Annotated in this window: 11 protein-coding genes; all 11 read left to right on the plus strand. The window is 34.5% G+C overall.

The window, feature by feature from the left end:
* Nucleotides 1-88: 88 nt before the first annotated feature.
* The 11 genes from pbp2b (at nt 89) to EGX96_RS09410 (ending at nt 13,082) form a co-directional block, all read left to right on the plus strand.
* Nucleotides 89-2,134 (plus strand): penicillin-binding protein PBP2B, encoded by a 2,046-nt coding sequence (pbp2b, locus tag EGX96_RS09360; RefSeq protein ID WP_000934666.1) that lies wholly within the window; start codon nt 89-91, stop codon nt 2,132-2,134.
* A 14-nt stretch (nt 2,135-2,148) separates the two neighbouring features.
* Nucleotides 2,149-2,745 (plus strand): recombination mediator RecR, encoded by a 597-nt coding sequence (gene recR, locus EGX96_RS09365; protein WP_000966735.1) that lies wholly within the window; start codon nt 2,149-2,151, stop codon nt 2,743-2,745.
* Between the two features lie 140 nt (nt 2,746-2,885).
* The gene (locus EGX96_RS09370) at nt 2,886-3,932 is read left to right on the plus strand and encodes a D-alanine--D-alanine ligase (protein ID WP_000032513.1); all 1,047 of its coding nucleotides are present in this window, start codon (nt 2,886-2,888) and stop codon (nt 3,930-3,932) included.
* Between the two features lie 146 nt (nt 3,933-4,078).
* Entirely contained in the window at nt 4,079-5,446 is a 1,368-nt protein-coding gene (locus tag EGX96_RS09375; RefSeq protein ID WP_000777517.1) for a UDP-N-acetylmuramoyl-tripeptide--D-alanyl-D-alanine ligase, read from the plus strand.
* 186 nt (nt 5,447-5,632) lie between these two features.
* A complete protein-coding gene (locus EGX96_RS09380; RefSeq protein WP_000793481.1) occupies nt 5,633-6,853 on the plus strand; it encodes an L-lactate MFS transporter in 1,221 nt (406 codons plus the stop codon).
* A 128-nt stretch (nt 6,854-6,981) separates the two neighbouring features.
* Nucleotides 6,982-7,668 (plus strand): YwaF family protein, encoded by a 687-nt coding sequence (locus EGX96_RS09385; RefSeq protein WP_000569006.1) that lies wholly within the window; start codon nt 6,982-6,984, stop codon nt 7,666-7,668.
* Between the two features lie 178 nt (nt 7,669-7,846).
* The gene (locus EGX96_RS09390; RefSeq protein ID WP_001043090.1) at nt 7,847-9,385 is read left to right on the plus strand and encodes an LPXTG cell wall anchor domain-containing protein; all 1,539 of its coding nucleotides are present in this window, start codon (nt 7,847-7,849) and stop codon (nt 9,383-9,385) included.
* 176 nt (nt 9,386-9,561) lie between these two features.
* Entirely contained in the window at nt 9,562-11,106 is a 1,545-nt protein-coding gene (locus EGX96_RS09395) for a peptide chain release factor 3 (protein WP_000174832.1), read from the plus strand.
* Between the two features lie 85 nt (nt 11,107-11,191).
* Nucleotides 11,192-11,572, plus strand: a complete 381-nt coding sequence (locus EGX96_RS09400) for a PH domain-containing protein (protein WP_000510901.1) — start codon at nt 11,192-11,194, stop codon at nt 11,570-11,572.
* 120 nt (nt 11,573-11,692) lie between these two features.
* Entirely contained in the window at nt 11,693-12,427 is a 735-nt protein-coding gene (locus EGX96_RS09405) for an ATP-binding cassette domain-containing protein (RefSeq protein ID WP_000582850.1), read from the plus strand.
* Nucleotides 12,420-13,082, plus strand: a complete 663-nt coding sequence (locus EGX96_RS09410) for a methionine ABC transporter permease (RefSeq protein ID WP_000565395.1) — start codon at nt 12,420-12,422, stop codon at nt 13,080-13,082. The genes EGX96_RS09405 and EGX96_RS09410 overlap by 8 nt, the downstream gene beginning before the upstream one ends.
* Nucleotides 13,083-13,091 lie beyond the last annotated feature (9 nt).

Genomic DNA, 13,091 nt, shown 5'->3' on the forward strand with positions numbered 1-13,091 from the left:
ATTTTTTATTATTTATAACATTTTGAGTGTCTGTAAAAAACCATTTTTATGATACAATAGTAGTCAGAGTTTTTATAGCAAGGAGTTAATGTTGAATCGTAAAAAAAGGTATCGTCTCACTGTAAAAAAGCAAAATGCTAGCATACCTAGACGATTAAATCTTCTATTTTTTATTATTGTTTTATTATTTACTGTTCTAATTCTTCGTTTAGAGCAAATGCAGATTGGGCAACAATCATTTTACATGAAAAAACTGACAGCTCTTACGAGTTATACAGTGAAAGAATCAAAAGCGAGAGGTCAGATTTTTGATGCTAAGGGAGTTGTCTTAGTTGAAAATGATGAACGTCCTACTGTGGCGTTTTCTAGAGGAAACAATATTTCATCTCAGTCTATCAAAGAGTTAGCGAATAAATTATCACATTACATTACCTTAACCGAAGTTGCTTCAAGCGATAGAGCAAAGAGAGATTATTATTTAGCAGATAAAGCCAACTACAAAAAAGTTGTTGAAAGTTTACCAGATTCTAAACGTTACGATAAATTTGGTAACCATCTAGCCGAATCAACCGTATATGCAAATGCAGTTGCTGCAGTTCCAGTGAGCGCTATTAACTATTCTGAAGATGAGTTAAAAGTGGTTGCCTTATTTAACCAAATGAATGCGACACCAACGTTTGGTTCAGTGAAATTAAGTACAGGCGAATTAAGTGATGATCAAATCAAGAAACTGGATGCTGATAAGAAGGAACTGTTAGGAATTTCTGTAACAAGTAATTGGCATCGTCGTAAAAAAGGAACTTCTTTATCGGATATATTAGGTACTATTTCTACAGAAAAGGCAGGTTTACCAAGAGAAGAAGTTAAAAAATATTTGAAAAAAGGCTATTCACTGAATGACCGAGTGGGAACTTCTTACCTTGAAAAACAATATGAAGATGACTTACAAGGAATCAGACAAATTCGCAAAGTAGTTGTTAATAAAAAAGGTAAAGTTGTTTCAGATAATATTACGCAAGAAGGTAAGTCAGGAAGAAATCTTAAATTAACGATTGATCTTAATTACCAAAACAAAGTAGAAAGTATCTTGAAACAATACTATGGCAGTGAATTATCTAGTGGACGCGCTAGTTTTTCCGAAGGGATGTATGCAGTTGCTATAGAACCTTCAACTGGTAAAGTGTTAGCAATGGCTGGTCTGAAAAATGATCATGGGAATTTAGTTGATGACAGCCTAGGCACTATTGCTAAGAATTTCACGCCAGGATCTGTTGTGAAAGGTGCGACGCTATCATCAGGATGGGAAAATAAAGTTCTTAGAGGAAATGAAGTGCTTTATGACCAAGAAATTGCTAATATACGGTCATGGTTTACACGAGGTTTGACTCCAATATCTGCGGCACAAGCGCTAGAGTATTCATCTAATACTTATATGGTTCAAGTAGCACTTCGTTTAATGGGACAAGACTATAATACAGGAGATGCTTTAACTGATCGAGGCTATCAAGAAGCAATGGCTAAACTAAGGAAAACTTACGGCGAATATGGTTTAGGGGTTTCTACAGGATTAGATTTACCTGAATCAGAAGGTTATGTACCTGGAAAATACAGCTTAGGAACAACTCTAATGGAATCGTTCGGTCAGTATGATGCCTATACACCAATGCAACTTGGTCAGTATATCTCAACTATTGCGAATAATGGGAATCGTTTAGCACCTCACGTGGTTTCAGATATCTATGAAGGGAATGATTCTAATAAGTTCGCTCAATTGGTTCGTTCAATCACTCCTAAAACACTAAATAAGATAGCTATCTCAGATCAAGAGTTAGCCATTATTCAAGAAGGTTTTTATAACGTTGTCAATAGTGGAAGTGGCTATGCAACTGGTACGTCAATGAGGGGGAATGTGACAACCATTAGTGGTAAAACTGGTACCGCTGAAACATTTGCTAAAAATGTAAATGGACAAACAGTTTCTACCTACAACTTAAACGCTATTGCCTACGATACTAATCGTAAAATAGCAGTAGCGGTAATGTATCCGCATGTTACAACTGATACAACAAAATCCCATCAATTAGTTGCACGAGATATGATTGATCAATATATTTCACAGTTCACAGGACAATAAGAGAGGACATTTGAATGCTTTACCCAACACCAATTGCTAAATTGATTGACAGCTTTTCAAAATTACCGGGTATAGGTACTAAAACAGCAACACGTTTAGCTTTTTACACCATTGGTATGAGTGATGAAGATGTTAATGAATTTGCTAAGAATTTATTAGCTGCTAAGCGGGAATTAACCTATTGTTCTGTTTGTGGTAATTTGACTGATGATGATCCTTGCTTAATTTGTACAGATAAGACGCGTGACCAGTCTGTTATCTTGGTTGTTGAAGATAGTAAAGATGTGTCAGCTATGGAAAAAATTCAAGAGTATAATGGTTTGTATCATGTCTTACATGGCTTAATTTCACCTATGAATGGTATTAGCCCTGATGACATTAATTTGAAAAGTTTAATTACTCGATTGATGGATGGTCAGGTGACAGAAGTTATTGTTGCTACCAATGCGACTGCTGATGGTGAAGCTACATCAATGTATATTTCACGAGTCTTAAAACCAGCTGGTATCAAAGTGACACGATTAGCGAGAGGTTTAGCTGTTGGTTCAGATATCGAATATGCAGATGAAGTAACCTTGCTTCGAGCAATCGAAAATCGTACAGAGTTATAATTGTTATAAAGAAAAGGTTGGGAATCTCCTAACTTTTTCTTTTACAATACTAACTTTAAGTGGATTGATTTTTGAAAGTTAGGTTAAAATATGGTATTATTAAAAGGTCAATCTTAGATTAGATAGAAAAGAGAAGAAATATGTCAAAAGAAACATTGATCTTGCTTTACGGTGGTCGCTCTGCGGAACGTGAAGTATCTGTACTGTCTGCAGAAAGCGTCATGCGTGCTATTAATTATGATAAATTTTTTGTTAAAACTTATTTTATCACGCAAGTAGGTCAATTTATTAAAACACAAGAATTTGATGAAATGCCATCTTCAGATGAAAAGTTAATGACAAACCAAACTGTTGATTTAGACAAAATGGTTCGTCCAAGTGATATCTATGATGATAATGCAATTGTTTTCCCCGTTTTACATGGACCAATGGGGGAAGATGGTTCTATCCAAGGATTTTTAGAAGTTTTAAGGATGCCTTATGTTGGGACTAATATTCTATCTTCAAGCGTGGCTATGGATAAAATTACAACAAAACAAGTCCTTGCAACAGTAGGTGTACCTCAGGTTGCATATCAAACTTATTTTGAGGGTGATGATTTGGAACATGCGATTAAACTCTCTTTAGAAACTTTAAGTTTCCCAATTTTTGTAAAACCGGCTAATATGGGGTCATCAGTAGGTATTTCAAAAGCGACAGATGAATCCTCACTTCGCTCTGCAATTGACTTAGCTCTCAAGTATGATAGCCGTATTTTGATTGAACAAGGCGTGACAGCTCGTGAAATTGAAGTAGGTATTTTAGGCAATAATGATGTTAAGACAACTTTTCCTGGCGAAGTCGTTAAAGACGTCGATTTCTATGACTATGACGCCAAATATATTGATAATAAAATTACTATGGATATTCCAGCTAAAGTTGATGAAGCAACTATGGAAGCAATGCGTCAATATGCAAGTAAAGCTTTTAAAGCAATCGGGGCTTGTGGTTTATCACGCTGTGATTTCTTTTTGACGAAAGATGGACAAATCTTCTTAAACGAACTGAATACAATGCCCGGTTTTACTCAGTGGTCAATGTATCCCCTGCTTTGGGAAAATATGGGGCTAACTTATAGTGATTTGATTGAAAAGTTAGTTATGTTAGCTAAAGAAATGTTTGAAAAACGTGAGAGTCATTTAATTTAAAAAAGTTCAACTAAGTCTTTCTTAGTTGAGCTTTTTCAAATCTATGATATGTTATGAAAGTGTGTTATAATTTAGGAGTATATTCGTTTATAAGGGATAGCATACTATCTACAACATTGTTGCTAAATAATAGAAAAGGAAATGATATGAAGCTTAGTTTGCATGAAGTTGCTAAAGTAGTTGGCGCTAAAAATCAAGTATCAGAGTTTGAAGACGTTCCCCTGGGAAATATTGAATTTGATAGTCGTAATATCAGTGAAGGTGACTTATTTCTTCCCTTAAAAGGAGCAAGAGATGGACATGAGTTTATAGAGATGGCTTTTGATAATGGAGCAATAGCAACCATTTCAGAGAAGGAAATAGAGGGTCATCCTTATCTTTTAGTGTCTGATGCACTTAAAGCATTTCAAGTCTTGGCACAGTATTATATTGAAAAGATGAACGTTGATGTTATTGCAGTAACTGGCTCAAATGGTAAGACAACAACTAAAGATATGATAGCTGCAATCTTATCAACCACATATAAGACTTATAAAACACAAGGAAACTACAATAACGAGATTGGCTTACCCTATACTGTGCTACACATGCCAGAAGATACTGAAAAAATTATTTTGGAGATGGGACAGGATCATCTTGGAGATATCCATGTGTTATCTGAAATTGCAAAACCACGTATTGCTGTTGTTACTTTGATTGGTGAAGCACACTTAGAATTTTTTGGTAGTCGAGAAAAGATTGCAGAAGGGAAAATGCAAATCACAGATGGTATGAGTTCAGATGGCATATTAATTGCACCGGGAGATCCAATTATTGATCCATATCTTCCAGCAAACCAGATGACTATTCGTTTTGGTCATGACCAAGAATTGCAAGTGACAGAACTCAAAGAAGAAAAACATTCCTTAACTTTTAAAACTAATGCTTTGGAGCACCAATTACGTATACCAGTACCTGGTAAGTACAATGCAACTAATGCGATGGTCGCTGCCTATGTTGGAAAATTATTAGCAGTAGCAGAAGAAGATATAGTGGATGCTCTAGAAAATCTTCAACTAACTCGTAATCGCACCGAATGGAAGAAATCAGCCAATGGAGCAGATATTTTATCAGATGTTTACAATGCTAACCCAACGGCTATGCGATTGATACTAGAAACCTTTTCAGCTATTCCCAATAATGATGGTGGAAAGAAGATTGCTCTTTTAGCTGATATGAAAGAACTGGGAGAACAATCTGTGGATTTACATAATCAAATGATTATGAGTATCAGACCTGACTCTATTGATACTTTGATTTGTTATGGCCAGGATATTGAGGGGTTGGCTCAATTAGCAAGCCAGATGTTCCCAATTGGTAAAGTGTATTTCTTTAAAAAGAATCAAGAAGTAGATCAGTTTGATCAATTGCTTGCAAAAGTAAAAGATACTCTTAAGGAGAAAGATCAAATATTATTAAAAGGTTCTAACTCAATGAATCTTTCTAAAATAGTTGATATTCTTGAAGTAGGATAATAGAGGTGTTAGGGTAACAAGTTACCCTAACTTTTTTGTTTTTTAATCACGAATAATATTCAGTTTTATTGAGGAAAATAGATATGCTAAGCAGAAAACTGGTGATATATTCAGTTTTTTGATAATCTGTTTATTACGAACTATATTTTTAAAAATAAAACTTAAGTTCGTTTTTAGGAGGATTGTTTGAAAAATTTAAATCGTTATGTAGTTGCGGTTTCTGGAGTCGTTTTACATTTAATGCTAGGATCAACTTATGCTTGGAGTGTGTTTCGTAACCCAATCATCTCAGAGACTGGTTGGGATATTTCATCAGTTTCATTCGCTTTTAGTTTGGCTATTTTTTGTCTAGGAATGTCTGCAGCTTTTATGGGACACTTAGTAGAGCGTTTTGGTCCTAGGATAATGGGAATGATTTCTGCTATTTTATATGGAGCAGGGAATGTGTTAACAGGTTTAGCCATTGAAACTCAGCAGTTATGGTTACTGTATGTTGCATACGGTATTTTAGGAGGAATCGGACTTGGTTCAGGTTATATTACTCCAGTATCGACTATTATTAAATGGTTTCCTGATAGGAGGGGACTAGCAACAGGATTCGCTATTATGGGATTTGGCTTTGCTTCTTTAGTAACAAGTCCGCTTGCACAATCCTTAATGATTAGGATTGGTGTAGGTAAAACATTTTATATTTTGGGATTAGTATATTTTTTTGTCATGATGATTGCCTCACAATTTATTAAACAACCACCTCAGGAAAAAATAACTATTTTGACTCACGACGGTAAAAAGAATGCTATGAATTCACAAATTATTACTGGATTAAAAGCAAATGCTGCTATAAAATCAAAAACCTTTTACATCATTTGGTTGACTTTGTTTATTAATATTTCGTGTGGCTTAGGTTTAATATCAGCAGCTTCACCAATGGCACAAGATTTAGCAGGCTATTCCGCAGAATCTGCAGCCTTATTAGTAGGGGTACTAGGGATATTTAACGGTTTTGGACGTCTGTTATGGGCAAGTCTCTCTGACTACATTGGACGCCCGTTGACCTTTATAATATTATTTATTGTGAACTTTATTATGACTTCTAGTTTATTTTTGTCATTCAATGCTATTGTATTTGCAATAGCAATGTCTATTTTAATGACTTGTTATGGTGCAGGCTTTTCCTTATTACCTGCTTATCTAAGTGATATTTTTGGAACAAAGGAATTAGCTACTTTACATGGTTATAGTTTAACAGCATGGGCAATAGCAGGTCTGTTTGGGCCCCTATTGTTATCAAAGACATATTCATGGGGAAATTCCTATCAATTGACATTAATGGTTTTTGGTTTTTTATTCCTATTCGGATTATTGTTATCTCTATATTTAAGAAAATTAACAACTAAAGTTGTGTAGTATATATCTAATTTAAAATTCTTTGGTTTTACCAAAGAGTTTTTTCTTTGAAAAATAGTTTTGTCTTATAGCAAATAATTTGATATACTAAGTATCTAGTAAAAAAATGATAGAAAGATAATACTAAAATGATAGAATTCTTTTCTAATATCAGAACAGAGATTCCGCAGATGCCTTTACTTATCCATAGTTTGATTTTATCTGTCTTACCTTTTCTGATGTGGCTGACTTTGGTTAATAGAGATAAGCCTTTGTATAAAACTATTTGGAGTATCCTTTTAGGACTTCAGTTAATTACGATTTATACTTGGTTTTTCTGGGCAAAATTGCCTTTATCTGAAAGTCTTCCCCTTTACCATTGTCGAATAGGCATGTTTGTCGTTCTCTTGGCGAGGCCTGGAATATTAAAGGATTATTTCGCATTGTTAGGAGTAGTAGGTGGAGTATTGGCAATGATTCACCCAGACTTTTACCCTTACCAGTTTCTACATGTGACTAATATTTTCTTCTTTATTGGACATTTTGCTTTATTTGTCCTTAGTTTACTACATCTGATGACACAGTCCAATTTGGACAAATTAAATCCAAAATTGATTATACAACTAACGCTTCTCATTAATATGTCTTTGATTTTTATTAACCTCTTGACTGGGGGGAATTATGGCTTTATGATGAAGACACCAATACTAGGAATAACAAATCCCTTTTTAAACCTTTTTATAGTGACAACTCTATTAAGTTTTCTCGTCCTATTTGTTAAACAAATTTTCCAAAAAGTGAGAATGAGAGCTAGTCTTAAAACAGAAGAATCTTAATTATTTTAATATTATTATATTATCTAGCTATTAAAAAATAAATAGCTGGATAATGTTTTTCATTTTTAGCTATTTTTATGATTGACCGCTAATTATTAATCTGCTAAGATATAGTACGTAATAAAAACTTAACCGGTTAATTATTTTTGAAATATATTTTTTCTGGAGGAAAATAGTAATGAATAAATCATTCAATACCAAATTAGGTTTGGTAACTGTAGCGGTATTATCAGGTATTGTATTAACGTCTCAATTACCTGTGAACGCTAAAGCTGAGACACCAGTAATGGCAGCAAGTGCACAACAAGGTTTCCGTTTTGTAGCAACCGTTGTAGATAGTCAGACGCATGTCTTGCCGGGAAAATTGGTAACTTTGTCAGAGGTGACAAGTGGTCAGCCTAAAATTATTGCAAGTGTGAAAACGAATGATGCCGGACAAGCTATTTTTAATAATCTCCCTATAAAACGTAACCTTAGTGTGTCTGTTGATGGACAAGTAAAAGGATATACTATTCGAACTGACGTAGCAGGTTCTAGTAAAGCAGCTAGTTTTACAGCAACAGGAGTAGGGACAAATGAGCCAACGTATTCAAAAAAAACCATAGACATCACAGTGAGAGACCAGAATGCTGAACCTGTTTCAGGCAGGACAGTTACCTTAAAAACACAAGCTGGTCGTGAGATTGCTAGCTTGGTTTCTGGTGACAATGGATTAACTCGCTTTACTGATCGTTTACTAGATGGAACATTCTACCAATATTTTGTTGATGGGAAAAAAATTGGTGATATTGTACCTGGAGAATCAAGAAGTGCATATGTTAATGTTGCACCTAAAAAAGATTATTTTACCTTTACAGTCACTGCTTTAGATAAAGATGGACTTGTTGTTAAGGGAAAAGAAGTAACGTTGACTGATATTACTGATGGTAAAGCAGTAGCGCTTGCTTCTTTAAAAACGAATGATAATGGACAAGCTATCTTTACCAACCTACCATTATCAAGAAATATCAGTGTTTCAATTGATGGAAAATCAAAGGGCTATACTCTTCGAACTGATGTAGCAGGCTCTCATAAAGCGGCTGCATTCTATGTAGATGGTAAAGGTACCAAAGCACCTCAATTTAGTGCAGAAGCAGCGGTTGTAACTGTTTACGATGCTAATGGAAATACTATAGCAAACCAAGAAGTGACATTAACTAATTCAAATGGGACAATTGTTGCAAAAGGTTTGACTGAAAAAGATGGCAAAGCAAGGTTCGCCAATAAATTAATGGCAGGAACGTTATACAATATTTTTGTAAATGGTATTGAGATGCCTAAAACTGCCCTTGTTGGTAGTGATGTCAGTGTTTTTCTAACAGATAAACAAATTAAGAAAGAAAAACCTGTTACTCCTGATAAATTGGATAAAGAAATGAACCAAGAGAAGGAAAAGGAGCTCTTAGATACTCCAAAACCAGTACCACCTACTTCGAAACCAACAGCACCAATTAAAAATAAAAAGGACGATTCCCCTAAGAAGTTCACGAAAAGTCAATCTTCTAGTTTGAAGTCAAGTGTTAAGGCTATAGGTGCTAAGCCAAAAGCTATGACAGCCTTAGCTAAAAAATTGCCTAAAACTGGTGATCAAGCCATTAGTATTTTAACTTTGGTTGGTTTTATTGTAACAGGGTTAGCGATTATGTTAGGCTTCCTTAAAAAATCACGATCAAAATAATTTATTTTAGAAGCTTGGGTCTTTAGACACAGGCTTCTCTTCTTTCTTCGGAAATAGATTGAACTTGAAGAATGTTGTTAAATTCGCTATAATAATAAAGTTATAGACAAGATTATTGTTTCAGTTGAGACTACTGAAAATAATACTAAGAAATGGATAAAAGCTAAGGATTGAATATGACATTACAAGACGAAATCAAAAAACGCCGTACTTTTGCCATCATCTCTCACCCGGATGCTGGTAAGACGACTATTACTGAGCAATTATTATATTTTGGTGGTGAAATTAGAGAAGCAGGGACAGTAAAAGGGAAAAAATCAGGTACTTTTGCAAAGTCCGACTGGATGGATATTGAAAAGCAACGGGGTATCTCTGTTACTTCATCTGTTATGCAATTTGATTACGCGGGTAAACGTGTTAATATTTTGGATACACCTGGACATGAGGATTTCTCGGAAGATACATACCGGACCTTAATGGCTGTGGATGCAGCTGTCATGGTTGTAGATTCGGCTAAAGGTATTGAGGCTCAAACTAAAAAACTTTTTGAAGTTGTTAAGCATCGTAATATTCCGGTTTTTACGTTTATTAATAAATTGGACCGTGATGGACGTGAGCCATTGGATTTGCTTGAAGAGTTAGAAGAAGTACTAGGTATTGCTTCTTATCCAATGAATTGGCCGATTGGTATGGGGAAATCATTTGAAGGGCTTTATGATTTACATAATAAACGTTTAGAACTCTATAAGGGAGACGAGCGTTTTGCAAGTATTGAAGACGGTGATCAGCTGTTTGCCAATAATCCATTTTATGAACAAGTCAAAGAAGATATTGAACTTCTTCAAGAAGCAGGTAATGACTTTTCAGAACAAGCTATTCTTGATGGTGACCTAACTCCAGTATTCTTTGGCTCTGCCCTTACGAACTTTGGAGTTCAGACTTTTCTTGATACTTTCTTGGAGTTTGCTCCAGAACCTCATGGTCACAAGACTACAGAAGGTAATGTTATTGACCCCTTGGCTAAAGATTTTTCAGGTTTTGTCTTTAAAATTCAAGCTAACATGGACCCACGTCATCGCGACCGTATTGCTTTTGTTCGTATTGTTTCTGGTGAATTTGAGCGCGGTATGGGAGTTAATTTGACACGTACTGGTAAAGGTGCTAAGCTCTCCAATGTTACTCAATTTATGGCAGAATCACGTGAAAATGTGACGAATGCTGTTGCTGGGGATATTATCGGGGTTTATGATACAGGAACTTATCAAGTTGGGGATACCTTAACAGTTGGGAAAAATAAATTTGAATTTGAACCATTACCAACTTTTACCCCAGAATTATTTATGAAAGTATCAGCAAAAAATGTTATGAAGCAGAAATCATTCCACAAAGGTATTGAGCAATTAGTACAAGAAGGAGCAATCCAGCTTTATAAGAATTATCAGACAGGCGAATACATGCTGGGTGCTGTGGGTCAACTTCAGTTTGAAGTTTTTAAACATCGTATGGAAGGTGAATACAATGCTGAAGTTGTTATGACACCAATGGGTAAAAAGACTGTACGTTGGATTAACTCAGACGATTTAGACGAACGCATGTCTTCAAGCCGAAATATTTTAGCAAAAGATCGTTTTGACCAACCAGTTTTCCTATTTGAAAATGATTTTGCACTTCGCTGGTTTGCTGATAAGTATCCTGATGTGAAGCTTGAAGAAAAAATGTAAAATTTAAAGTCACTCAAATTTGAGTGACTTTTTAAGTTTTTTAGACTAAAATAGTTATAATACATAGAAAAGATTGGAGATTAACATGGGAATTTTTTCGGGATTAATGGGAAATGCTTCACAAATGGATACCGATAAAGTCGAGAATCAGTTATCTGATATTCTGATTTCAGATGAACAGGTTGATTTAGCTTATACCTTAATTCGTGATTTGATTGTTTTTACTAATTATCGTTTAATTTTAGTCGATAAACAGGGGGTGACAGGTAAAAAGGTTTCTTATAATTCTATACCTTATGCTTCTATATCACGTTTTACAGTGGAAACTAGTGGTCATTTTGATTTAGATGCTGAGTTAAAGATTTGGATATCATCAGCAATAGAACCAGCAGAAGTACTTCAGTTTAAGAACGACCGTAACATAGTGAGTATACAGAAAGCTTTGGCGACAGCTGTTTTAAAATAAACAATTTAGCAGTAGTGATTTTTATCACTGCTTTTATTTTGAAGTATAGTAGGCCTCAAGCATATATTTTGAAAACGCTGTATTTTTTTGATAAGATATTTTTTTGAGGAGTATTAAATAATGATAATAGAATTAAAGAGTGTTGGAAAAATTTTTCCAAAATCACAGTTTAGATTAGATGATATTTCTTTTAATATAGAAGAAGGCGAGATAGTTGGTCTGATTGGTTCTAATGGTACTGGAAAGAGTACTATTTTGAAGATGATTAATGGCTTAATCCCTTATGATAAAGGAAATATTTATTATCAAGGAAAAGAAGTGAAGTCTTTTTCTGATAATAAGTTACGTCAGATGCGTAAAGATATTGCTTATATTTTTCAAAATCATAATTTGTTAGCAGGAGAAAGTGTATATTATCATCTAGCTTTAGTTTATAAATTAAATCATCAAAAAGTAAATCATGACGCAATTAATGATATCTTAGATTTTTTAGGTTTGATGGATTTAAAACAGGTGAAATGCCATAGTTTGAGTGGTGGGCAGCAACAAAAAGTTGCAATCGCTATGGCTGTTTTGCAAAAACCGAAACTTATTCTATGTGATGAGATCAGCTCTGCCTTAGATACTAATAGTGAAAAAGAGATATTTAACTTGTTGTCTGATCTTCGTGAAAAATATGGTATCTCTATCTTGATGATTGCTCATCACCTATCTCTTTTAAAACAATATTGTGATCGTGTAATGATTTTGGATCACCAGACTATTGTAGATACTGTTGTTCCAGTGAAAGCAACTCTGAATCAATTAAAGTCAAACTACGTAGATCAAGTAAAGGAGTTTTTGTTACATGATTGACATTATTGAAAAACATGGCGAAGGTATCTTAAAATCATTTTGGGAAACCAATTTAATGTTAGGGTTAACCTTGATTCTTTGTTTTCTAATTGCTTTTCCAACAGGTATTTTATTGTTTTCATTGAGAAAGTCTTACTTGATTAAACATTCTTTAGCCTATCAACTACTAAATTTATTTTTAGGTACGTTACGGAGTGTCCCTTTCCTTATTTTTATTTTTATCTTAATCCCTCTCAATCGATTAATTTTTGGGACCTCATTTGGAACGATAGCGGCAATCTTACCTCTTACTTTGGTTTCAGTCAGTTTGTATGCACGTTATGTGGAACAAGCTTTATTAAATATACCTCAAGTTGTTGTAGATCGAGCTCTCAGTCTAGGGGCTAACAAGAGACAGATAATTTATTATTTTTTAATCCCCTCCATCAAGATTGACCTTGTTTTATCATTTACTGCAACGGCTATAAGTATTCTTGGCTACTCGACAATAATGGGAGTTATTGGTGCAGGAGGTTTGGGTGAATATGCCTATCGTTTTGGCTATCAAGAGTATGACTACCCAGTTATGTACTTGATTGTTGTCTTATTTATAATATATGTGTTTATCTTACAGAGTTTGGGCTATTTTATAGCAAACCGCTACTCAAGAAAATAAAAGAAAAGA

The organism is Streptococcus sp. FDAARGOS_520, from assembly GCF_003812685.1.
Lineage (GTDB): Bacteria > Bacillota > Bacilli > Lactobacillales > Streptococcaceae > Streptococcus > Streptococcus agalactiae.

Coding starts and splice junctions, on each gene's coding strand:
- pbp2b (WP_000934666.1), top strand. CDS start 89: ATGTTGAATCGTAAAAAAAGGTATCGTCTCACTGTAAAAAAGCAAAAT.
- recR (WP_000966735.1), top strand. CDS start 2,149: ATGCTTTACCCAACACCAATTGCTAAATTGATTGACAGCTTTTCAAAA.
- EGX96_RS09370 (WP_000032513.1), top strand. CDS start 2,886: ATGTCAAAAGAAACATTGATCTTGCTTTACGGTGGTCGCTCTGCGGAA.
- EGX96_RS09375 (WP_000777517.1), top strand. CDS start 4,079: ATGAAGCTTAGTTTGCATGAAGTTGCTAAAGTAGTTGGCGCTAAAAAT.
- EGX96_RS09385 (WP_000569006.1), top strand. CDS start 6,982: ATGATAGAATTCTTTTCTAATATCAGAACAGAGATTCCGCAGATGCCT.
- EGX96_RS09390 (WP_001043090.1), top strand. CDS start 7,847: ATGAATAAATCATTCAATACCAAATTAGGTTTGGTAACTGTAGCGGTA.
- EGX96_RS09395 (WP_000174832.1), top strand. CDS start 9,562: ATGACATTACAAGACGAAATCAAAAAACGCCGTACTTTTGCCATCATC.
- EGX96_RS09400 (WP_000510901.1), top strand. CDS start 11,192: ATGGGAATTTTTTCGGGATTAATGGGAAATGCTTCACAAATGGATACC.
- EGX96_RS09405 (WP_000582850.1), top strand. CDS start 11,693: ATGATAATAGAATTAAAGAGTGTTGGAAAAATTTTTCCAAAATCACAG.
- EGX96_RS09410 (WP_000565395.1), top strand. CDS start 12,420: ATGATTGACATTATTGAAAAACATGGCGAAGGTATCTTAAAATCATTT.